Origin of the sequence: Promicromonospora citrea (assembly GCF_013004695.1) — a bacterium.
GTDB classification, from domain to species: domain Bacteria; phylum Actinomycetota; class Actinomycetes; order Actinomycetales; family Cellulomonadaceae; genus Promicromonospora; species Promicromonospora citrea.
Window position 1 is genome coordinate 14188 of sequence record NZ_JABEMG010000016.1, and the last position, 21166, is coordinate 35353.

Annotated in this window: 19 protein-coding genes; 9 read left to right on the forward strand and 10 right to left on the reverse strand. The window is 72.5% G+C overall.

Annotated elements, in window-relative coordinates; genetic code table 11:
• Positions 1–14 precede the first annotated feature (14 nt).
• The gene (gene tsaD / locus HLB15_RS05230; RefSeq protein WP_171104249.1) at positions 15–1058 is read right to left on the reverse strand and encodes a tRNA (adenosine(37)-N6)-threonylcarbamoyltransferase complex transferase subunit TsaD; all 1044 of its coding nucleotides are present in this window, start codon (positions 1056–1058) and stop codon (positions 15–17) included.
• 110 nt (positions 1059–1168) lie between these two features.
• Here tsaD and HLB15_RS05235 point away from each other — a divergent pair, with 110 nt between their 5' ends.
• A complete protein-coding gene (locus tag HLB15_RS05235; RefSeq protein ID WP_171104250.1) occupies positions 1169–1786 on the forward strand; it encodes a malonic semialdehyde reductase in 618 nt (205 codons plus the stop codon).
• A gap of 6 nt (positions 1787–1792) precedes the next feature.
• Here HLB15_RS05235 and HLB15_RS05240 read toward each other — a convergent pair whose 3' ends face one another.
• Both HLB15_RS05240 and HLB15_RS05245 read right to left on the reverse strand, forming a co-directional pair.
• Positions 1793–2971 carry a glutamate--cysteine ligase gene (locus tag HLB15_RS05240; protein ID WP_171104251.1) on the reverse strand — a complete coding sequence of 393 codons (1179 nt, stop codon included), beginning with the start codon at positions 2969–2971 and terminating at the stop codon, positions 1793–1795.
• Positions 2968–4236 carry a class I SAM-dependent methyltransferase gene (locus tag HLB15_RS05245; protein ID WP_171104252.1) on the reverse strand — a complete coding sequence of 423 codons (1269 nt, stop codon included), beginning with the start codon at positions 4234–4236 and terminating at the stop codon, positions 2968–2970. Before HLB15_RS05245 ends, HLB15_RS05240 begins: the two co-directional genes overlap by 4 nt.
• 354 nt (positions 4237–4590) lie before the next feature.
• On the opposite strand from HLB15_RS05245, the gene groES reads away from it, so the two are divergent.
• Positions 4591–4887, forward strand: coding sequence for a co-chaperone GroES (gene groES, locus HLB15_RS05250; RefSeq protein WP_171104253.1), 297 nt, complete (start codon positions 4591–4593; stop codon positions 4885–4887).
• 181 nt (positions 4888–5068) lie between these two features.
• Here groES and HLB15_RS05255 read toward each other — a convergent pair whose 3' ends face one another.
• Positions 5069–5356, reverse strand: coding sequence for a WhiB family transcriptional regulator (locus HLB15_RS05255; protein WP_020016179.1), 288 nt, complete (start codon positions 5354–5356; stop codon positions 5069–5071).
• 193 nt (positions 5357–5549) lie between these two features.
• Here HLB15_RS05255 and HLB15_RS05260 point away from each other — a divergent pair, with 193 nt between their 5' ends.
• On the forward strand, positions 5550–6776 hold the full coding sequence (locus HLB15_RS05260; protein ID WP_171104254.1) for a MerR family transcriptional regulator: 1227 nt from the start codon (positions 5550–5552) through the stop codon (positions 6774–6776).
• Between the two features lie 67 nt (positions 6777–6843).
• Positions 6844–8358: an IMP dehydrogenase gene (gene guaB, locus HLB15_RS05265; RefSeq protein ID WP_171104255.1), complete on the forward strand. Its 1515-nt coding sequence runs from the start codon at positions 6844–6846 to the stop codon at positions 8356–8358.
• 78 nt (positions 8359–8436) lie between these two features.
• Here the strand turns inward: guaB and HLB15_RS05270 are convergent, their stop codons facing one another.
• Both HLB15_RS05270 and HLB15_RS05275 read right to left on the reverse strand, forming a co-directional pair.
• Positions 8437–10047, reverse strand: a complete 1611-nt coding sequence (locus HLB15_RS05270; protein ID WP_171104256.1) for a flavin monoamine oxidase family protein — start codon at positions 10045–10047, stop codon at positions 8437–8439.
• 186 nt (positions 10048–10233) lie between these two features.
• Positions 10234–10959, reverse strand: a complete 726-nt coding sequence (locus tag HLB15_RS05275) for an exonuclease domain-containing protein (protein WP_171104257.1) — start codon at positions 10957–10959, stop codon at positions 10234–10236.
• A 185-nt stretch (positions 10960–11144) separates the two neighbouring features.
• Between HLB15_RS05275 and HLB15_RS05280 the strand changes: the two genes are divergently transcribed.
• The 4 genes from HLB15_RS05280 (at position 11145) to HLB15_RS05295 (ending at position 15039) form a co-directional block, all read left to right on the forward strand.
• Complete coding sequence (locus HLB15_RS05280; protein WP_171104258.1) at positions 11145–12269, forward strand: GuaB3 family IMP dehydrogenase-related protein; 1125 nt, start codon at positions 11145–11147, stop codon at positions 12267–12269.
• Between the two features lie 6 nt (positions 12270–12275).
• Positions 12276–12749, forward strand: coding sequence for a GNAT family acetyltransferase (locus HLB15_RS05285; protein ID WP_171104259.1), 474 nt, complete (start codon positions 12276–12278; stop codon positions 12747–12749).
• Between the two features lie 141 nt (positions 12750–12890).
• Complete coding sequence (locus HLB15_RS05290) at positions 12891–14525, forward strand: succinic semialdehyde dehydrogenase (protein ID WP_171104260.1); 1635 nt, start codon at positions 12891–12893, stop codon at positions 14523–14525.
• 31 nt (positions 14526–14556) lie between these two features.
• A complete protein-coding gene (locus HLB15_RS05295; RefSeq protein WP_171104261.1) occupies positions 14557–15039 on the forward strand; it encodes a hotdog fold domain-containing protein in 483 nt (160 codons plus the stop codon).
• A gap of 2 nt (positions 15040–15041) precedes the next feature.
• On the opposite strand, the gene HLB15_RS05300 is transcribed toward HLB15_RS05295, so the two are convergent.
• Both HLB15_RS05300 and HLB15_RS05305 read right to left on the reverse strand, forming a co-directional pair.
• Positions 15042–15665, reverse strand: a complete 624-nt coding sequence (locus HLB15_RS05300; protein WP_171104262.1) for a SanA/YdcF family protein — start codon at positions 15663–15665, stop codon at positions 15042–15044.
• A 28-nt stretch (positions 15666–15693) separates the two neighbouring features.
• The gene (locus tag HLB15_RS05305) at positions 15694–16605 is read right to left on the reverse strand and encodes a DUF4031 domain-containing protein (RefSeq protein WP_171104263.1); all 912 of its coding nucleotides are present in this window, start codon (positions 16603–16605) and stop codon (positions 15694–15696) included.
• Between the two features lie 445 nt (positions 16606–17050).
• Between HLB15_RS05305 and HLB15_RS05310 the strand changes: the two genes are divergently transcribed.
• Entirely contained in the window at positions 17051–17488 is a 438-nt protein-coding gene (locus HLB15_RS05310) for a hypothetical protein (protein WP_171104264.1), read from the forward strand.
• 336 nt (positions 17489–17824) lie between these two features.
• Here HLB15_RS05310 and HLB15_RS05315 read toward each other — a convergent pair whose 3' ends face one another.
• The gene (locus tag HLB15_RS05315; protein WP_171104265.1) at positions 17825–19042 is read right to left on the reverse strand and encodes an acetate/propionate family kinase; all 1218 of its coding nucleotides are present in this window, start codon (positions 19040–19042) and stop codon (positions 17825–17827) included.
• Positions 19039–21138, reverse strand: coding sequence for a phosphate acetyltransferase (pta, locus tag HLB15_RS05320; RefSeq protein ID WP_171104266.1), 2100 nt, complete (start codon positions 21136–21138; stop codon positions 19039–19041). Before pta ends, HLB15_RS05315 begins: the two co-directional genes overlap by 4 nt.
• Positions 21139–21166: the final 28 nt, after the last annotated feature.

Below are 21166 nucleotides of genomic sequence, written 5' to 3' on the forward strand. Positions count from 1 at the left end.
CCCCCGGTGGCCGTTCAGACCGTGACGGTCGTCAGGGGCATGGACGAGTCGACGGGGATGTCGAGCGCGCTCGGCGCGACACCGGCGCGCACCACGGCCGAACCGAGGGCCGCGATCATCGCGCCGTTGTCGGTGCAGTAGCGGATGGGCGGGATGCGCAGGTCGATGCCTGCCTCGGCGCAGCGCTTGGCCGCCATCTCGCGGAGCTGGCTGTTGGCGGAGAACCCGCCGCCGATGACGAGGGTGTCGACGCCGTTGCGGTGGCAGGCCGCGATCGTCTTGGCGGTGAGCACGTCGGCGACGGCCTCGGCGAAGGACGCCGCGACGTCGTTGACGGGGATCTCCTCGCCGGCGTCGGTGCGGGCCTCGACCCAGCGGGCCACCGCCGTCTTGAGGCCGGAGAACGAGAAGTCGTAGGCGTGCTTGGCCTGGTCCTTGGCGGCCGTGAGGCCGCGGGGGAAGCGGATGGCGGTCGGGTCGCCCTCGCGAGCGAGGCGGTCGATGTGGGGGCCACCCGGGTAGGGCAGGCCGAGCAGGCGGCCGACCTTGTCGAAGGCCTCGCCCGCCGCGTCGTCGAGGGTCGAGCCGAGCTCGACGACGTCGGTCGCGATGTCCTGGACCAGCAGCAGCGAGCTGTGGCCGCCGCTCACGACGAGCGCCATCGCGCGCTCGGGCAGCGGGCCGTCGACGAGCTGGTCCACGCACGCGTGCCCGATCACATGGTTCACGCCGTACAGCGGCTTGTTCAGCCCGATCGACAGGGCCTTGGCGGCCGAGGCGCCGATGGTCAGCGGTCCCACGAGGCCGGGCCCGGCGGTCACGGCGATCGCGTCCACCTCGGACAGGTCGACGTCGGCCTCGCCGAGCGCCTTCTGGATCGTGGGGATCATGGCCTCGAGGTGGGCCCTGCTGGCGACCTCGGGGATGATGCCGCCGTAGCGGGCGTGCTCCTCCATCGAGCTGGCGACCGCGTCGACCAGCAGCTCGTCGCCGCGCACCAAGGCGACGCCGGTCTCGTCGCAGGAGGTCTCGATACCGAGGACCAGGGGATCTGCCATGGGCTCCAGCCTAGTTGGTCGCCCCCGGAGGGGCGGTCTGGTGCCGCTTTGTGGCGGACGTCATACTTCAAGCGTGAATTATTTGCGGTGCACCCGGTGTTCTCCCCGGCATGACCGAGACTCTGACCGAGGCCCCCGGCCTCGCCATCGACGACGCCACCGCTGACCGCCTGTTCCGCACGGCGCGGACCGTGACGACCTTCGCCGACGCCGAGGTGACGGACGAGCAGCTCGCCGCCGTCTACGACCTCGTCAAGTGGGGTCCGACCATGATGAACACGAGCCCGCTGCGCCTGCTGGTCGTCCGCGACCCCGAGGCACGGCAGCGCCTCGTGGAGCGCGTGCCGGAGAACAACCAGGAGCGCGTCGCCAAGGCGCCGGTGACCGTCGTGCTGGCCTACGACACCGACTTCCACGAGCGGCTCGACGTCCTCGTGCCGCACATGCCCGGCGCGCGCGACATGTTCGCGGGCGACGCCGCCGCGCGGGCGGAGGCCGCGCGCACGAGCGGCGAGATCCAGGCCGGCTACTTCATCGTCGGCCTGCGCGCCGCCGGCCTCGCGGCCGGCCCGATGCACGGCAACTACGACGAGATCGACGCCGAGTTCCTCGCCGGCACCGGCTGGAAGAGCTTCCTCGTCATCAACGTCAGCGTGGCCGAGGGCGCGGACACGACCCGCCCCCGCGCCCCCCGCCTGAGCTTCGAGGACGCGGCCCGGATCGTCTGACCCTCCTCACCCCGGCGGCAGCGGGCAGCCCTCCCGCATCTCCCGGAGCATGGCGCGCACGACGGCGGTCAGGTCGCCGTCGTGCGCCGCCGCGACCGCCTGCTGCCGCTGGTAGGACGCGCCCGTGCGCACGATGTCGCGCACGCCCGCCAGCTCGGCCGCGCAGCCGATGCGGTGCGCCACGGGCTCGAGCTCGACGAGCAGCTTGGCGATCGCGTCGGTGACCGGACCCTGGTTGCCCTCGGCGTCCAGCACGATCGTGGCGTCGAGCCCGTACCGCGCCGAGCGGAACTTGTTCTCCCGGACGAACCAGGGCGGCAGCACGGGCAGGTCCCTGCCCTGGTCGAGCAGCGTGGACAGGTGCTCCACCAGACAGTGCACCAGCGCGGAGAGCTGCAGCGCCTCCGTGAGGTTGGTCGGGCCGTCGCACACCCGGACCTCGAGCGTGCCCAGCGCGGGCGACGGGCGCACGTCCCAGTGCACCTCGTTGAACCCCTCGACCGCTCCGACGTGCTGCAGGTCGCCTGCGTACGCCTCGAGCTCCTGCCACGTCTCGAACGCGACGGGCAGCCCGGAGCTCGGCAGCTGCTGGAACAGCAGCGACCGGTTCGACGCGTACCCGGTGTGCTCGCCCGCCCAGTAGGGCGACCCGGCCGACAGGGCCTGCAGGTGCGGGAAGTACGTGAGCATCGCCTTCATGAGGGGCAGCGCCTTGTCCCGGCTCTCGATGCCGACGTGGACGTGCAGGCCCCAGATGATGAGCTGCGTGCCCCAGATCCCGGTGCGGTCGAGGATCCGCGCGTAGCGCTCCTTGTCGTCGACCTCCTGGTCCGCGCCGCGCGCGAACGGGTGCGTGCCGCCGCCCATGAGCTCGAGCCCCAGCGGGTCCGTGACCGCCCGCACGCGGTCCATGAGGTGGCGCAGGTCCGCACCCGCCTGGCCGACCGTCCGGCAGACCCCGCTGACCAGCTCGACCGTGTTCTTCATGAACTCGCCGGTCACCTGCGGGGCGTGGCCGGGGTCCCCCGCGGGGGCCACGGCGTCGTCCCGGGCGAGCGCCTGCAGCACGCGCGGCGCCGACTGGGCCAGGTCGGCGCTCGCCGGGTCGACGAGGCCGATCTCCCACTCGATCCCCACGGTCGACCGCGGGGACTCGCCGAACCCGAGCTTGACCGGCGAGCTCATGCGGCGCCCAGTGGTTCGACCACCAGCACCTGCTGATTCCCTGCTACGCGTGTGAGCACGATCGTCGCCTCCTCGGTCCCGGTGAGCACGAGCTGCTTGCGAAGTTGTTCAGGCACCACGGCGGTGCCCCGCTTCTTGATCGTGACGCGGCCGACGCCGCGCTCCCGCAGGTACGCCTTGAGCCGCTTCAGGCCGAACGGCATGGTGTCGAGCACGCGGTAGCCGGTGGCGATCGGCGCCTGTGCCCCGGCCGGCTCGGCCGGGCGGGCCGACGGCAGGTCGGCGGGGGAGTCGGTGGTGACGTACGCGATGGTCGGGTCGACCAGCCGCCCGCCGAGCTCCGCGGCCGCCTGGCCGACGAGGCCCGCCCGGATGACCGCGCCGTCGGGCTCGTAGAGGTACTGCCCGACGGCGCCGACCTCCGGCGCGTCGTCGTCGCCCCGGACGGTGCGGCTGAGCGTGTGCTCCTTGCCGTCCTCGTCGGTGAAGGTGCGCAGCACGAGCGCCGAGCGGCCGGGGCCCTCGGGCGCGAGCGGGCCGAACCACAGCCCCGCCTCGACGACGTCGCCGTCGACCGACACCCACTGGGTCTCCGCGTCGTCCGGGAGGCCCTCGTGCGCGATGCCGGGGCCGACCTTGATGCCGACGGCGGGCACGGTCTCGCGCAGCGCCCAGACCGCGTCGAGCGGCGGGGCGTAGGCACGCGGGTCGACGATGCGGCGGCTGCGTCCGCCGGCCCCGCCGCCGGTGCGCCGTGCCGGGTCGGCGTAGAGGCCGTCGATGCGCTCGGCGCGCAGGTCGAGGGCGAGCCCGTCGCCGTGCCGCACCTCCGCCTCGGGGAAGTGGCGCAGGTTCCAGCTCGCGATGGCGGCGGTGGCCTCGTCGAGGTCGGTCGCGACGACGCGCAGGCCCGTGCCGGCGAAGGCCAGGGAGTCGGCGCCGATGCCGCACGTGAGGTCGGCCAGCGCGGTGACGCCGGCGGAGAGGTAGCGTCGGGCGTGCAGGGCGGCCACGAGGAGCCGCGTCGCCTGCTCCAGGCCGTCGGCGGTGAACAGCATGCCGTCCGCGAAGTCGCCGAACTTCGCCCGCGCGCGGGCGCGCAGGCGCGACTGGGTGACGACCGCGGCCGCGAGGTCCGGTGCGACGCCGCGGTCCCGCAGCGACGTCACGGTCTTCATCGCCTGGCGCTCGTCGTAGGGCGGGAGCGAACCGAGCAGGGTCCAGCCTTCAGGCGTGAGGAGTTTGCTCAGAATCGCCGCATCCATGGGAAGATCTTTCCATGTTTGTGCTGGTCATGGCGAGTGACCGGAACCAACCTTTTCGTGAAGATGGCGAGATCGCGAGGTGGCGGCGGCGTCTTCCCAGGCCTCGGGCCGGCGCGCGGGGCGGCCCGGAGTGACCAGGCTCACGCCGTTGGCACTCGCCTTGACCGAGTGCTAGCGCCGACCTAGATTTGGGGTGTCCACCGCTGGTGGGCCCCGCTCGGGGGCCGCCGTGGAGGACGAAGACGTTCGTGCCCGCCGGCACCCGCGACGACGGCGGACCGTCGAACGTTCGAGCCCCTTTAAGTCCATCCCGAAGCAGATCTTTCGATCCGCTCACGAAAGAGGAGGTCCGACGTGTCGGTCCCCATCAAGCCGCTCGAGGACCGGATCGTCGTCAAGGCTCTCGAGGCCGAGACCACGACCGCTTCCGGCCTGGTCATCCCTGACACCGCGAAGGAGAAGCCCCAGGAGGGCGAGGTCCTGGCCGTGGGCCAGGGCCGCATCGACGACAACGGCAACCGTGTGCCGCTGGACGTCGCCGTCGGTGACAAGGTGATCTACTCCAAGTACGGCGGCACCGAGGTCAAGTACGCGGGCGAGGAGTACCTGGTGCTCTCGGCCCGCGACGTCCTCGCCGTGGTCGTGGGCTGAGCTCAGCCCCGCCCTGTGTGACGCAGAGGGCCCCGCACCGGTCGGTGCGGGGCCCTCTGCTCTGCGTCCGGACGGCCATTGGGGATGATTCGTCAGGACACGTTCAGGGCGGAGACCAGCGACGCGTGTCGGTCCGCGTCAGAGCTGGTGCAGGAAGTTGTCCAGATCCTGTGCGTCGGCGTCAGGCCGAGACGGACTTGCCGGCAAGGATCGCCGACCGCTCGTCCTCGCTGAGCCCGCCCCACACGCCGTACGGCTCACGCACGCGCAGCGACTGCTCGCGGCACTGCATCATCACGGGGCAGGAGCGGCAGATGGCCTTCGCCGCCTCGGCGCGCCGTCGGCGGGTCGAGCCCCGCTCACCCTCGGGGTGGAAGAACAGGGTGTCGTCCGCGTCGCGGCATGCGCCCTGGTACTGCCATTCCCACAGCTCCATCACCGGACCGGGAAGCCTCGAGATCTCCGTCATGGCGAACAACCTACAAGTTGTGCAGAAGTTGTTCAAGGGGCAATTCGATCCAGACGTGACGCAGACCGGTGCGCGCTCGAACCGCGCCACGGCTGACCGGTTTTGTTCGGATGTGAACCGAATTCGACGGAGATCGGCGGCACGCCGGATTTCGCAGTGGCGCGGAAGGGGCCGGGTCGGCAGAATCGAGTCCATGACTTCCTCGCGGCCCGCCCAGAACCCGGGCGGGTCTCGTACGTCCAGCCCCGGGTTGGCGGTCGCGGCTGTCGCCCGGCGCCTCGGGGTCGCTCCGGCGACCCTGCGTACCTGGGACCGCCGGTACGGGCTCGGCCCGTCGGGGCGGACCGCCGGCTCGCACCGCCGCTACACGCCGGACGACGTCGCCCGGCTGCTGGTCATGCGCCGTCTCACGCTCGAGGGCGTCGCGCCGGTCGACGCCGCCCGCGCCGCCGTCGAGGCGGACGACACGGAGCTCGCCTCCGCCGCCCGGACCGCCCCGGCGCTGCCCGCCGTGCACGTGGAGGGCGACGAGCACGCGGACGACGCCGACGGCGACCACGACGACGGGTTCACCGAGCAGTTCCTCGGCACGGTCGGGGCCCCGGGCGGGGACGGGGCGGACGACGACCAGGCCCCCGAGCCGGAGCAGGAGCCCCGCGGACGGGCGCGGCTGCGCGCGCTGCCGGGCGGCGCGACGTCGGCCGGGCCGGCCGCCGGGCCTCCCGCCGCGAGCGGACCGCGGTCCGTCAGCGCACCCGCCCCGTCGTCGGGCCGGGTGTCCGCGCTGGTCGACGCGGCCCTGGCCTACAGCCGCACCGCGTGCGACAACCTCCTCGTGCTGGGGCCCGACGGGGACCCGGCCTCGTGGTGGACCGACCTCGTCGAGCCGGCGTGGCTGCGCCTCTCGGAGCGCACGGTCCTCGCGGGCCCCGGCGAGATGCCGGAGGTCGTGCTCGCGACCGCCGCGCTGCGGGCGCTGCGCCACTACACCGAGGAGTTCGAGCGGGCCGTGGTGGAGGCGGGCGGTCCGCCGGCCAACCACCCGAGCCGCATGCGCAAGATCGTGCTGGTCTTCGCGGCCCCCGACGAGGTCGTTCCCCTCTCCGCGCACGCGCTCGCGGCGGCGCTGGCCGCACAGGGATCGATGGCCCGCATCGTCACGGGTCCCGCGAGCACGCACCGCTCGGTCGAGCTCGTCACGATGGTCCGGCCGACGGCGGTCGTGCTCGCCACGACGCAGAACAAGCCCGACCTCGACGTCGTGCACGCCGTGAACGAGAGCTATCCCGACCTGCCGATCTTCGTCGGGCTCCGGGCCGACGCGGCGGCGTCGGACCTCCCGTTCGGCCCGACGGTGCAGCGTGTGCGGTCGTTCACCGGGCTGCTGCACGAGGTGCTCGCCGTCCTCAGGTCGAGGTGACGCACGCCTCGGTGGCGTACCACGGGCCGGCCGGTGACGGGCGCCGGACCCGCCGTAGACTTGCTGCATGACGGACCAGACCTCGCCGGCCGACCCGTTCGGTTTCCTCGGACTCACCTACGACGACGTCCTGCTGCTGCCGGGTTACTCCGACCTGGCGCCGTCGGACATCGACACGACCTCGCGGCTGACGCGCGAGATCTCGCTCAAGATCCCGTTGCTGTCCGCGGCGATGGACACGGTCACCGAGTCGGCCATGGCGATCGCCATGGCGCGTCAGGGCGGCCTGGGCGTGCTGCACCGCAACCTCTCGATCGAGGACCAGGCCTACCAGGTCGACCTGGTCAAGCGGACGCAGACCGGCATCATCACGAACCCCGTCACGATCGGCCCGGACGCCACGCTCGAGGAGCTCGACACCCTCGCGGGCCAGTTCCGGATCTCCGGCTTCCCCGTCGTCGACGCCGACAACAAGCTCATCGGCATGGTCACCAACCGCGACCTGCGCTTCACGCCCGTCGCCGAGTGGGCCACCACGAAGGTCAACGAGGTGATGACCCCGCAGCCGCTGATCACGGGCCCTGCGGGCATCTCCCGCGACGACGCCACGCTGCTGCTGCGCAAGCACAAGCTGGAGCGTCTGCCGCTGGTCGACGGCGAGGGCCGCATCACCGGGCTCATCACCGTCAAGGACTTCGTCAAGTCCGAGCAGTTCCCCGACTCGTCGAAGGACTCCCAGGGCCGCCTCATGGTCGGCGCGGCCATCGGCTACTTCGGTGACGCGTGGCAGCGTGCCACCGCGCTGATCGACGCCGGCGTCGACGTGCTCGTGGCCGACACCGCGCACGGCAACGTGCGCATGCTCATCGACATGGTCAAGCGGCTCAAGACCGACCCAGCCACCCGGGACGTCCAGGTCATCGGCGGCAACGTCGCCACGCGCCAGGGCGCGCAGGCGTTCGTCGACGCGGGAGCCGACGCCGTGAAGGTCGGCGTGGGCCCCGGCTCGATCTGCACGACCCGTGTCGTGACCGGCGTCGGCGTGCCGCAGATCACCGCGGTCTACGAGGCGTCGCTCGCCTGCAAGCCGGCCGGTGTCCCCGTGATCGCCGACGGCGGCCTCAAGTACTCGGGCGAGATCGGCAAGGCCCTCGTCGCCGGTGCCGACACCGTGATGCTCGGCTCGCTGTTCGCGGGCTGCGAGGAGACGCCGGGCGACCTGGTGCTCGTCAACGGCAAGCAGTTCAAGACCTACCGCGGTATGGGTTCGATGGGCGCCATGTCCTCGCGCGGCAAGAAGTCCTACTCCAAGGACCGGTACTTCCAGGCCGAGGTCACGAGCGACGACAAGATCGTCCCCGAGGGCATCGAGGGCCAGGTCGCCTACAAGGGCCCGCTGGCCACCGTCGCGCACCAGCTCATCGGCGGCCTGCACCAGACGATGTTCTACACCGGCGCGCGGACGGTGCCCGAGCTGCAGGCCAACGGCCGGTTCGTGCGCATCACGTCGGCCTCGCTCAAGGAGAGCCACCCGCACGACGTGCAGATGACGGTCGAGGCCCCGAACTACAGCGGCTCCTGACCGTTCGACGGCGGCGCCCGCCCGCTCGTCCGCCTCGCGGCGGGGAGCAGGCGGGCGCCGCCGCGTCCGGGTCGTGGGTCAGCTCGCCATGACGCGCTGGTGCAGCGCCTGCACCGCGTACCGCGCCGACCACAGAGCGCCGTGCTGCCAGGCGGAGACCTCGGACATCCAGTCGCCCGCGAAGTACACGTTGCCCGCGCCCTGCTGCAGCAGCCGGAACCCGGCCGACGACGTGTCCGGGTAGGCCCATGCGCCCTCGATGTAGGGCACCTTGTGCCAGGCCACCGAGAACGAGCTCTCCAGCTCGGTGCGGTACTTCTCGCCGTGGATCTTCACGCCCTGCGCGACGGCCCGCGCCTCGCGCTCGCGCGGTGACAGGTCCGCGTAGGTGCGGGCGTTCGTCCCGGTGTTGTAGTAGCCGACGACCAGACCCTTGCGCTCGCCGTAGCCGGAGGACGGGTACCAGATGTGCGCGAGGTCCATGTCGGTCTCGGTGATGCCGCCGAAGATGCGGTGGTCGTCCTCCCAGAACCGTGACCGGTACTGGAGCCCGATCTTGCCGGCGGGGGAGCCGACGGCGAACTCGCCCAGCGCCGCGTCGACCTGCGGGCCCCACGTGGTGTCCCAGCCCCGCATGAGGCCGGCCGGCGCCGTGACGACGGCGAAGTCGGCCGTGAGCTGCCGCTGCTTCCGGTGCTGCGTGTAGGTGACGGTGACGCCGCGGTCCGTGGTCCGCACGCCGGTCACCGGTGAGTCGAGGTGCACGTTGTGCGCCCCGATGGCCCGCACCATGTACTGGTACGTCGTGTCCATGCCGCCCTTCGGCTGGAACATGAGCATCGACTGCTCCCAGTTGATCTCGAAGGGGAAGTACTGGCCCACGCGCGAGGCGAGCACCTCGGAGACCGACCCGGGGCCGGGCAGCGGGGTGCCGTGCTCGTTCCACGCCGACGGGTAGACCGCGTAGCCGCGGTTGCTGCCGCCCGCGTAGGTGCCGTCGGAGCGCAGCGACCCCCAGCTGCGCAGGAACGAGCGCAGGTTCTCCTTGTCGGCCTCGGTCAGCCGCTGGTCGAGCGCGCCCTGGTCGGTGGCCAGGTGCAGCAGCTCCGAGGTGTAGCCGAACACGTCCGCCTTGGCCGTGCGGTAGCGGACCGGGTTGCCTGGCGTGGCGCCCGTCCGCTCGTTGTAGAGGTAGGCGTCCGCGTTCGCGTTGGTGAACATCTCGTAGGGCACGCCGAGCTCGCGGAGGTAGTCCATGGTGACCATCCACTGCGCGATGCGGCCGGCGCCGGCGTTGAGGTAGACGCCGTCGGCGAAGCGCGCCTTCTGCGTCACGCCGTCGGTGTCCGTCTCGGTGTCCCCGCCGCGGATCGTCAGCGTGCGCCCGCCGACACGGTGGCGGGCCTCGAGCACGGTGACCCGGTAGCCCGCCTTCTGGAGCTCGTACGCGGTGGTGAGACCTGCCGGGCCACCGCCCACGACGACGACCTTCTTGGCGGAGCGGCCGGTGAGCGAGAAGTCGCTGCCGCGCGGCGGCACCCAGGACTCGGGGCGGGGCTGGGCCGCTGCGGTCGGTGCGAGCCCCAGGGCACCCATGGTGGCGAACATGACGCCTGCGCCGGAACCGGCGCCGACGGCCTGCAGGAAGGTACGACGAGTGACGGCGGATGTGCTCTGCTCGGTGGCCACGGCCTTCTCCCTCTCTGGTCGACAGGGCTGACGCGTCGCGGCTCGGCAGCATGCCGTCGGGCCGCCGTCAGCACCGTGCCGGACGCTAGAAGGCGCAGGTCACCGTGGAGATTCTGGACCGTTTCGCCCCAGTTGCTCCTTGATTGCTCCTGGTAACCATGCTGTTTCGCCGCCCGCGGCCGAACCTCACCGCGGCCACCCCGCGTGCCGCACCGGCCAGGTGCCCGACGCCTCGGGGCCGGTCAGCCCCTGGTCGCGGCGCCACGCGTTGACGGACACGGCCCACTGGCGGTGCGCGCCGATCTGCTGCTGGTGCAGGTCGGTGAGCGGCATGCGGGCGAGCTGCGGGAAGCGGCGGGCCATGGCCTCGAGCAGGTCGAGCGTCGCCAGCACGTCGACCTCTGCGGTGTGCAGGTCGCCCTCGGAGACCACGCCGTACCACTGCGCCAGGTCGCCCAGGCGCCGCTTGCCCGGTCGGTACCGGTCGAGCCAGCGGTCGATGACCAGCGGGTCGATCACCGGTTCGACGGGCCGCCCCAGGCGCTGGGGCAGGGTCTTCAGGCCGTGGCGCAGCAGCTCGGCGTCGAGCAGGGAGAGGTCGAAGGCGGCGTTGTAGGCGACGACGGGGACGCCGTCGGCGAGGTGGTACGCGAGCTGCGCGGCGATCTCCTCGAGCGCCTCGCGGGGTGCGACGCCGTGGGCGCGCGCGTGCTCGGTCGGGATCCCGTGGATGGCGGAGGCCTCCCGCGGGATCTCGACGCCCGGGTCCATGAGCCAGGTCCGGACGTCCGTGCCCACGCCGGGCGTGCGCAGCACGAGGGCGGCGGTGACGATGCGGTCGCCCGCGACGTCCACGCCCGTCGTCTCGGTGTCGAAGCCGAGCAGCGGCCTGTGGATCCAGGTCTCGTTCATGGTGTCCTCCCTGCTCATCCGGGTTGTGGGCCGCGCGGCCCACGCCGCCGTCCCCGGACCGTGCGGCCTCCCGGTGCGTCCAGGGAGAACCATGCCACCGGTCACTGACACCCGGTCTCGGACGCCGCCCGCGCACATCACGGACGGCGGCGCGCCGCCGCAGGTGCGATAGGTAGGCTTGGCGGGTGAGCAACGAGATCGAGATCGGACGCGGCAAGCGCGGTCGGCGCGCCTATTCCTTCGACGACATCGCGGTGGTGCCCTCGCGGCGCACGCGTGACCCGAAGGACGTCTCGGTCGGCTGGCAGATCGACGCGTACCACTTCGAGCTGCCGATCGTCGCGGCCCCGATGGACTCGGTGATGAGCCCGGACAGCGCCGTCGCGCTGGGCCGGTTCGGCGGCCTCGGCGTGCTCGACCTCGAGGGCCTGTGGACGCGCTACGAGTCGCCCGAGCCGCTGCTGGCGGAGATCGCCGCGCTGCCCGGGGGCGACGCGACGCGCCGCATGCAGGAGATCTACGCCGAGCCCATCAAGCCGGAGCTCATCACGCAGCGCCTCAAGGAGATCCGCGCGGCGGGCGTCACGGTCGCGGGCGCCCTCACACCGCAGCGGACCCAGGAGTTCTACCGCACGGTGGTCGACGCGGGGGTCGACCTGTTCGTCATCCGCGGCACCACGGTCTCGGCGGAGCACGTCTCGGGCAACGCCGAGCCGCTCAACCTCAAGCGGTTCATCTACGAGCTGGACGTGCCCGTCGTCGTGGGCGGTGCCTCGACCTACACGGCCGCGCTGCACCTCATGCGCACCGGTGCGGCCGGTGTGCTGGTCGGCTTCGGCGGCGGCGCCGCGCACACCACGCGCGTGAGCCTGGGCATCCACGCGCCGATGGCCACGGCGGTGGCCGACGTCGCGGCCGCGCGGCGCGACTACCTCGACGAGTCCGGCGGCCGGTACGTCCACGTCATCGCGGACGGCGGGGTCGGGCACTCCGGCGACATCGTCAAGGCCGTGGCCTGCGGCGCCGACGCCGTCATGCTCGGTGCCGCGCTGGCCCGCGCCGGCGAGGCGCCCGGCCGGGGGTTCCACTGGGGCCCGGAGGCGCACCACCCGCAGCTCCCGCGCGGTGAGCGCGTCGAGGTGGGCTCGGTCGGCTCGCTCGAGGAGATCCTCTTCGGCCCGGGCAAGCAGGCCGACGGCACGCTCAACCTGGTCGGCGCCCTGCGTCGGGCCATGGCCACGACCGGCTACTCCGACCTCAAGGAGTTCCAGCGGGTCGAGGTCGTCGTGTCCCCGTACCAGCCGCGGTGATCGCCGGTGGGTACTGAGGGGGAGCGGCTCGCCCCTGTCCTCGCGGCGGCGCCCGCTGCCGACGGCGAGTTCGAGGAGATCACGGACGCCGACGTCGAGCAGGTCGTCGCGCTGTGGCGGGAGTGCGGGCTGACGCGGCCGTGGAACGACCCGTACGCCGACGTCGCGGACGCCCGCGCGGGCGGCACCTCGACCGTGCTCGTCGCGCGGTCGGAGGGGCGTGTCGTGGCGACGGCGATGGCGGGGCACGACGGGCACAGGGGCTGGCTGTACTACGTCGCGGTGGCGCCGGACCTGCAGGGCACGGGCCTGGGCCGGTCGGCCGTCGTCGCGGCCGAGGCCTGGCTGGTGGCGCGCGGCGCGCGCAAGGTCCAGCTCATGGTGCGCACGACCAACACGGACGTGCTCGGCTTCTACGCGCGCCTGGGCTACACCGACCAGGAGTGCACCGTGCTGGGGCGCTGGGTCGACCAGTCCTGACACCTCGTCCGCGGCCCGTTCGCGCGGTATTTCACCACCTGGAGCACGGGGCCGCGAACCTGCGGGGCTCCGCGCCTGTGAAAGTCAGTTTCACACACCTATCAATACGTGAAGCAGGCTTTTGCGCGTAGGGTGACCGCCATGATCGACGACGCAGCAGCCGACGCAGCGGCGAGTGGTGCGGTCGGCGGCGTGCTCGACCCCGAGCACCCGCAGGGGACCTTCGTCCTCGAGCCCGAGGTGATGGCACCTCTCGTGGCTCGGATCGCCAGCTCCGAGGGGTCCGGCACGCACCGGTCCATGTGCCCGTTCACGGGGGCGCCGCTCGTGACCTTCCCGGTCTCCTCGGCCGAGGACGTCGCGGCCGCCGTCGTCCGGGCCCGTGTCGCGCAGCGGACCTGGGCGCGCCGTCCGGTCCGGGAGCGTGCCGGGGTGCTGCAGCGGCTCGGGCAGCTCGTGCTGGAGCGGCAGTCCGAGGCGCTCGACCTGATCCAGCTGGAGACGGGCAAGGCGCGCCGTGCCGCCTTCGAGGAGGTCGCCGACATCGCGCAGGTCGCGCGGCACTACGCCGTGCGCGGCGAGCGGTACCTGTCCTCGCGCCGGCACGCGGGGATGATCCCGCTGCTCACCGGGGTCCGGGTGCACCGGAGGCCGATCGGCGTCGTCGGCGCCGTCACGCCGTGGAACTACCCGCTCGTGCTGGCGCTCGCCGAGGCGCTGCCCGCGCTGCTCGCGGGGAACGCCGTGGTGCTCAAGCCGGACCCGCAGACCACGCTCACCGCCCTGTGGGCCGCGGAGGCCCTCGACGACGCGGGGCTGCCCGCCGGGCTGTTCCAGGTGGTCGCGGGCGGGCGCGAGGTCGGCGAGGAGCTCGTCGAGCACGTGGACCACATCGCCTTCACCGGCTCCACCGCGACGGGCCGGAAGGTCGCGGCGCGGGCGGGGGAGCGGCTCATCGGGGCCACGCTCGAGCTCGGCGGCAAGAACGCGCTCTACGTCGCGGACGACGTCGACGTCGACGCCGCGGTGCCCGGCATCGTGCGGGCCTGCTTCGCGAACGCCGGCCAGCTGTGCGTCTCCGTCGAACGGCTCGTGGTGCACGAGGCGATCGCCGACGAGTTCGTCGCCAAGTTCGTGCGCGCCGTGCGGTCGCTGCGGCTCGGCCCGGCCCTCGACTACACGGCCGACGTCGGGTCGCTGACCTCACAGGCGCAGCTCGACAAGGTCACGGCCCACGTGGACGACGCGCTGGCGCGCGGCGCACGCGTGCTGGCCGGCGGGGTGCACCGCGCCGACGTCGGCCCGTACTTCTACGCGCCCACCGTGCTCGACGACGTGCCCGCACAGGCGGAGGTCGCGCGCGAGGAGACGTTCGGGCCGGTCGTGACGATCACGCGCGTCGACTGCGACGAGGACGCGGTGACGGTCATGAACGACACCGAGTACGGCCTGCACGCCGCCGTCTGGTCGCGCGACACCGGCCGGGCGCGCCGGGTGGCCGAGCGCATCGAGTGCGGGTCGGTCGCGATCAACGACGGGTACACGCTGACCTGGGGTTCCGTCGCGGCACCGCTCGGCGGCTGGAAGGCGTCGGGGCTGGGCGCACGGCACGGCGCGGCGTCGATCGACGGGCTCACGCGCCAGCAGACGGTCGTCACCTCGCGCGGGTCGCGGTTCGGCGCGACGCTCGACACCCTGTACGGCCTGGGCGGCGAGACCCCGAGCCGCGTGCTGACGACGGCGCTGTCGGCGATGCGCCGGCTGCGGATGGGGTGAGTGAAGAGCCTTCACCGGTACGCTCGGCCGCATGACGACGCAGCTGTACGCCTTCTGGAAGACCGCGAACTCCCTGCCGGTGGTCGGCAAGCCGCTCGGGAAGCGGATCTTCACGTGGGCCTTCCGGTTCAAGGCCCCCTACTTCGGCTCGATCGCGCCGCGCGTGGTGGACATGCGACCGAACTACGGCGAGGTCGTCGTGCCGAACCGCCGGCGCAACCGGAACCACATCGGGACCGTGCACGCGATCGCCGTCTGCAACGGGCTCGAGATGGCGATGGGGTCGCTCGCCGAGGCATCGGTGCCGGCGGACAAGCGCTGGCTGCCCAAGGGCATGGAGGTGGCCTACCTCGCGAAGTCGACCGGTGATGTCACCTGCATCGCGGAGACCGACCAGGCCCAGTGGGACGGCGACGACAAGGACCTGCCCGTGCGCGTGCGCGGCGTGCTGGCCGACGGGAGCGTGGTGGTCGAGGGCACGATCCACCTCTGGGTCACGCCGAAGAAGAAGTAGGGTCAGCGGGGCCGGGGTCGCGCGAGGGAGCGGACGGCGGCCTTCCAGCTGGCCAGCAGCTCGCGCACCTGCCACCACGCGCGGCGTACCGGCCGGACGCTCGTGGAGCTCACGCCGAACCCCACCGCGTCCAGGCCCGCCTCGACGCACGAGAACAGCGTGCGGCGCAGGTGGTAGTCCTGCGTCACGACGACGGCGGTGCGCACCCCGTACAGGTCGTGGGCGCGGCGGCACGTGGCGGTGGTGTTGAAGCCCTCGCGGTCCAGGACGATGGCGTCGTCGGGGACGCCGAGGTCGTTGTCCAGGAGCCAGGCGCGCATCGAGCCGGGCTCGTCGTAGCGGGTGCCGTCGGGGCGGTCGTGCGCGTCGCCGCTCAGGATCATCGTGGGGGCGAGACCCGCGCGGAACAGCTCGGCGCCGCCCTCGACGCGTCGGCGCAGGTACATCGACGGCGTGCCGTCGCTGTTCAGACCGCAGCCGAGCACGATGACGGCGTCGGCCTTCTCGACCTCCTCCGCGCGGCGGCGGACCCGGGGGTGGCCGGTCGCCTGGACGGCGGCGACAGGGACGACGAACGCGGCGGCGAGCACGCCCGCGACGAGTGCGGCGGCCTTGAGCGGGGTCACGTGCGGAACGGTACCGCGTCCTGCCTGGTCACGCGGCGAGCGCGGTGAGCTCGCCGCGGAGGTTCGCCGCGGCGGCGTCCTGCCAGCGGGCCGCGCCCGGCGCGGTGCGGAACAGCGGGCCGCCGTCCAGCAGGCCGCGCAGCACCTCGGCGCGTCCCGCGCGGAACAGCGGGTCGGGGACGTCGCAGTACTCCGCGCGGACCTGGTGCGTGTACCGGGCGTACACCCTGGGGCTGCCGCCGAGGACGGCCAGGTCGGCGTCGCTGACCAGGCCGCCGACGACGTCGTCGGGCGCGGGGTCGTGGTCCGTGGTGACGAGGACGAGACGCGCGACCTCGTCGACGTCGGCCGTGGTCACACCGGTACCGGCCAGCGGGCCCAGGAGCTTCCCGACCAGCTCCGCCGACCGTTCCTCGTCCTGGCCGGCTGTGCCGTCGTGCACCGCGTCGTGGAACCAGAGGGCGAGGCGGGCACGCCAGAGCTCGCGGTCGGCGAGCGGCTGCGCGGCGGCGAGGTCGTCGAGCGCGGACAGCGCGACGGCCAGGTGCAGGGGCGAGTGGTAGACGCGGTGCGGCTCGCGCCAGCGGTCGAGCAGGTCCTCGCCCGCGGCGCTCGCGAGGGTCGGGTCCGCCCACAGCGCGTCCCACCGGGCTCGGAGTGCGGCGCGCTTGGCGCGCTTGCGCTCGGCGCCCGAGACCCGCAGGCCCGAGCCCGCGAGGCGCCGGGCGAGGTCGCCGCCCTCGACCGGGACAGCGCCCGCAGCGACGAGGTCGTCGTAGCGGGCGGCCGGGACGTCGTAGTGGTCCAGGTCCAGTGCCCTGTCGGGGACCTCGGCCGCCCGGGCGAAGAGCCGAAGCTCGCGCAGCGACCCGTCCGAGACCAGGTGGGAGAACACGGTCCCGTGGGCCGGCCAGGCGGGCGGGTCGATGTAGACGGTCACGGGGTGAGGCTAGCGCGGAGGGGCAGGGCACAGACCTCTAGTTGTGTCACGGGGGCACGAGACATGCGAGCAAGGACGGTCGAGGTGCGACACCGGGGGCGGTACTGATCGGCGACGCGCTTGCTGCGGCCCGTCATGGCGGAGACGGTTGCTGCGTTCGTTCGAGACACGGGGGGACGGAGCCGGCTGCGGCGGTGGCGGAGGCGCGGCCGGGGGACGGCCGCGCTCGAGCAGTCGGTAGCGAGGTCGGCTGTCGAATCGGCGTAGTGGGCGCCGAGGGTGTCGAGATGGCGTGAGTGGCGCTGTCGGCCGGGACAAGCCCGCGCCGGTCGCTGGGTGATGTTTGAGATATCACCCGCTGGTTGTATCGATGCGGTCGGGAAGCGACCTCGGCGTCCGCTAGGTTGCTAGGCGCTTTGCCGCGTTCCCTCCTGATAGGAAAGAAATGTCTGAAGACCTGGTCGGCCTGCTCTTTATCGTGGCCGGCGTCGCGCTGGCCGGTGCGTTCTCCCGATGGCTCTTTCGCCGTGCCGCTCGCGGACGCGTAGGGTCCGGTGTCGTCGAGGTCGTCCTCTGGGCGCCGTCCGGGCGGCTGCCCGGTCTGTCGCGCAAGAAGAAGTGGATCAAGGCGAAGGTGACCACCGACGAGGCCGGTCGCCTGGTGTGGGTCAAGCCCGCGGGAGAGCCTGTGAGCCTGACGCTGCGCAGCCGTGACCCGCGGCCCCGCAACAAGAGCGACCTCTTCTTCTTGGACCCGGGAACGCCGGTGTGGGAGGCGCTGACCGACGACGACCAGGAGCTGCGCCTGGTCATCCCGCAGGAGTCCGAGCACCGGTTCGTCGAGCAGTTTCCGGTGCACGGTCAGTTCACGACGCAGATGTGACCAGGCGGCGACGGCAGCCGACGGGTTGTCGCTCAGTGGGATCTCGGCGGCCGTTTCCTCCGCCAACGGGCCACATGACCTAGGTCAAGGCCGCGGCTCGGCCTGCCGTCCGGGGTTGCGTTTGCAGATCCGCCCGATCTCTTTACTGGTGAGGAGATGGAGGGCGGCGTGCTGGCAGCGACAACGGCCGATGGAACTTCATTCAGTGGGATCATGTCCGGAGGGTTTACTCCACTGACAAGCGAGCAGATGGTCACGCTCGAACGCTCCGCGCGCGGCGTCTATAGGTAGAGGCGCCGATGTTGGTGCTGCCGTTGGGGGGCATGGTCCGTGCCTTCAGCCCCCCGTCACCTCCACCGCCTGCCGTGCGATAGCCAGCTCCTCGTTGGTCGGCACCACCATCACCAGCGGCGCCTCGACCCCGCTCCGCACCGACACCACCCGAGCATCGTCGGACCGGGACTCGTTGGCCGCCGGGTCGATCGTCAGCCCGAGGTACTTCAGCCCGCGGACCACCCCGGAGCGGATCGGGTGCGCGTTCTCGCCCACGCCGGCGGTGAACGTCAGCACGTCGATCCCACCGAGCACCGCCGCGTAGGCGCCCACGTACTTGCGCAGCCGGTGCAGGTAGACCTCCAGTGCCAGCCGGGCGGCCCCGTCCCCGGAGTCGGCCAGGGCGCGCAGCTCACGCATGTCGCTCTCGCCCGAGAGGCCCAGCAGGCCAGACTTCTTGTTGAGCAGCGTGTCGACGTCCTCCCCGGACATCCCGCTGCGCATCAGGTGGAACACGATGCCGGGGTCGATGTCGCCCGAGCGGGTACCCATGACCAGGCCCTCGAGCGGCGTCAGCCCCATCGACGTGTCCATCGGCCGGCCACCCAGGATCGCCGACGCCGACGCCCCGTTGCCCAGGTGCAGCACCACCTGCCGCAGCGAGTCCGGCGTCCGCCCCTCGGCCGCGAGCTTCTCCTGGACCGCGGGGTGCGCCGCCGCCACGGACGAGACGTACTCGTGCGACGTGCCGTGGAACCCGTACCGCCGCACGCGGTGCTCGGCCGCGATCTTCCGGTCGATCGCGTACGTCGAGGCGACCTCCGGCAGGTCGGCGAAGAACGCCGTGTCGAACACGGCTACGTGCGGCACGTCGAGAAACTCGCGGCCCACCTCGATGCCGGTGAGGTTCGCCGGGTTGTGCAGCGGTGCGAGCGGGATCAGGTCGCGGATGGCGGCCACGACGTCGTCGTCCACGAGGGTGGGCTGCGTGAAGACGTCGCCGCCGTGCACCACCCGGTGGCCGACTGCGGTGATGCCCGCCTCCGCGATCGGCCGTCCGACCTCCTCGAACAGGCGCCCGAGGATGGCTAGCGCCTCGCGGTAGTCCGGCACGGCGACGTCGCGCTCGATCGTCTCGCCGTCGGCCTTCTGTGTGACCGACCCCTTGGCCTGGCCGATGCGCTCGACGATGCCGGTGATCTTCACGTCGCCGGACGCGGGGTCGAGGAGCTGGTACTTCAGCGACGACGAGCCGGAGTTGAGGACCAGGACGGTGCTCATGCGGCGGCCTCCTCGCCCTGCGCCTGGATGGCCGTGATCGCCACGGTGTTCACGATGTCCTCCACCAGTGCCCCGCGGGACAGGTCGTTGACCGGCTTGTTCAGGCCCTGCAGCACCGGGCCGACGGCGACCGCGCCCGCCGAGCGCTGCACCGCCTTGTACGTGTTGTTGCCCGTGTTGAGGTCCGGGAACACGAACACGGTCGCCCGCCCCGCGACGTCGGACCCGGGAAGCTTGGACGCGGCGACCGAGGCGTCCACGGCGGCGTCGTACTGGATGGGGCCCTCGACGTCGAGCTCGGGCGCCCGCTCGCGGACCAGGCCGGTCGCGGTGCGCACCTTGTCGACGTCGGCACCCGAGCCGGACTCGCCCGTCGAGTAGGAGAGCATCGCGATGCGCGGTTCGACGCCGAACTGCCGAGCGGTCGCCGCCGACGAGACAGCGATGTCGGCGAGCTCGTCCGACGTCGGGTCGGGGATGACGGCGCAGTCGCCGTACACGAGCACCCGGTCCTCGAGGCACATGAGGAAGACCGACGACACCGACGACGTGCCCGGCTTCGTCTTGATGATCTCGAACGACGGACGGATCGTGTGCGCCGTCGAGTGCGCGGCGCCCGAGACCATGCCGTCGGCGAGCCCGAGGTGCACCATCATCGTGCCGAAGTAGGAGACGTCGGTGACGATCTCCCGCGCGCGCTCGACCGTCATGCCCTTGTGGGCGCGCAGCCGGGCGTACTCGGCGGCGAACTTCTCGACGTGCTCGGGGTCGTGCGGCGACAGCACCCGCGCGCCCGCGATGTCGAGGCCGAGCTCGGCGGCCCGGGCGCGGACCGGCTCCTCGTCGCCCAGGATCGTGAGGTCCGCGATCTGCCGGGCCAGCACCGTCGAGGCGGCACGCAGGATGCGGTCGTCCGACCCCTCGGGCAGCACGATGTGCCGTCGGTCGGCGCGGGCCCGCTCGATGAGCTGGTAGGCGAACATGAGCGGCGTGACCACCTGCGGCCGCGGCAGGTCGAGCCGCGCGGCGAGCGCCCCGCCGTCGACGTGCTGCTCGAACAGGGCGCGCGCGACCTCGATCTTGCGCACGGAGTCCTTGTCCACCCGACCTCGCGTGGTCGCGGCGGCCCGCGCGGTGGGGTAGGTGCCGAGCGGGGTCGTGATGATCGGCAGCCGGGGCCGCATCGCCTCCAGCAGCTCGGCGGGCCGTCCCTGCGGGTAGAACCCGCCGTTGAGGATGATCCCCGACAGCGACGGGAACGACGGCGTGAGGTGCGTCGCGAGCAGCCCGATGAGCTGGTCGATGCGGTCGCCCGGCGTGATGACGACGGCGCCGTCGCTCAGCCGCTCCAGCAGGTGCTCGAAGCTCATCGCCCCCACCTGGAGGTCCAGCGCCTCGCGGCCCAGCAGCTCCGGGTCGCCGAGCACGAGCGTGCCCTCGACGGCCTCCAGGAGCTGGCCCACGGTCGGGGCGTGCAGGAACGGCTCCTCCGGGATCGTCCACACCGGCAGCTCCGGCCGGGCCTGGGTCAGCACGTCCCGGATCGTCGCCGCGTCGGCCGGCTCCGCGCGGTTGACCACGAGGCCCACCGCCTGCGCGTGGTGCGCGGCCAGCTCCGAGAGACTCACGTCCGCCAGGGTCCGCACGCCCTCCGGTGTGCGCTCGCGGCCCGAGACGACGAGCAGCACCGGGGCGCCGAGGTTCGCGGCGATGCGCGCGTTGAACGACAGCTCCGTGGGGCCCGCGACGTCGGTGTAGTCGGTGCCGAGCACCACCACGGCGTCGCAGCGCGTGGCCAGGTCGTGGAACCGGGACACGATGCGGGCGAGCGCGTCCTCCGGGTCGTCGTGCACGTCCTTGTACGTCACGCCCACCGCGTCGTCGTAGGCGATGTCGACGCCGTCGTGCTCCAGCAGGAGCTCCAGCACGTGGTCGCGCTCGGCCTCGTGCCCGGCGGCGGCACGCGAGACCGGGCGGAACACCCCGACCCGCCGGCCCTTGCGGACCAGCAGGTCGAGGACACCGAGCGCGACGGTCGACTTCCCGCTCTCGCCTTCCGGGCTTGCGATGACGATGCTGCGGGTCGTGTCGGTCACATGCGGCTCCGAGGTCGTTCCGTGCGGT

Bases quoted from the DNA above. Each gene is read 5' to 3' on its own strand.
- HLB15_RS05310 (WP_171104264.1), top strand. From the start codon at position 17,051: ATGTCTGAAGACCTGGTCGGCCTGCTCTTTATCGTGGCCGGCGTCGCG.
- HLB15_RS05295 (WP_171104261.1), top strand. From the start codon at position 14,557: ATGACGACGCAGCTGTACGCCTTCTGGAAGACCGCGAACTCCCTGCCG.
- HLB15_RS05235 (WP_171104250.1), top strand. From the start codon at position 1,169: ATGACCGAGACTCTGACCGAGGCCCCCGGCCTCGCCATCGACGACGCC.
- HLB15_RS05240 (WP_171104251.1), bottom strand. From the start codon at position 2,971: ATGAGCTCGCCGGTCAAGCTCGGGTTCGGCGAGTCCCCGCGGTCGACC.
- tsaD (WP_171104249.1), bottom strand. From the start codon at position 1,058: ATGGCAGATCCCCTGGTCCTCGGTATCGAGACCTCCTGCGACGAGACC.
- HLB15_RS05275 (WP_171104257.1), bottom strand. From the start codon at position 10,959: ATGAACGAGACCTGGATCCACAGGCCGCTGCTCGGCTTCGACACCGAG.
- HLB15_RS05260 (WP_171104254.1), top strand. From the start codon at position 5,550: ATGACTTCCTCGCGGCCCGCCCAGAACCCGGGCGGGTCTCGTACGTCC.
- HLB15_RS05255 (WP_020016179.1), bottom strand. From the start codon at position 5,356: ATGACGGAGATCTCGAGGCTTCCCGGTCCGGTGATGGAGCTGTGGGAA.
- guaB (WP_171104255.1), top strand. From the start codon at position 6,844: ATGACGGACCAGACCTCGCCGGCCGACCCGTTCGGTTTCCTCGGACTC.
- HLB15_RS05290 (WP_171104260.1), top strand. From the start codon at position 12,891: ATGATCGACGACGCAGCAGCCGACGCAGCGGCGAGTGGTGCGGTCGGC.
- HLB15_RS05315 (WP_171104265.1), bottom strand. From the start codon at position 19,042: ATGAGCACCGTCCTGGTCCTCAACTCCGGCTCGTCGTCGCTGAAGTAC.
- HLB15_RS05245 (WP_171104252.1), bottom strand. From the start codon at position 4,236: ATGGATGCGGCGATTCTGAGCAAACTCCTCACGCCTGAAGGCTGGACC.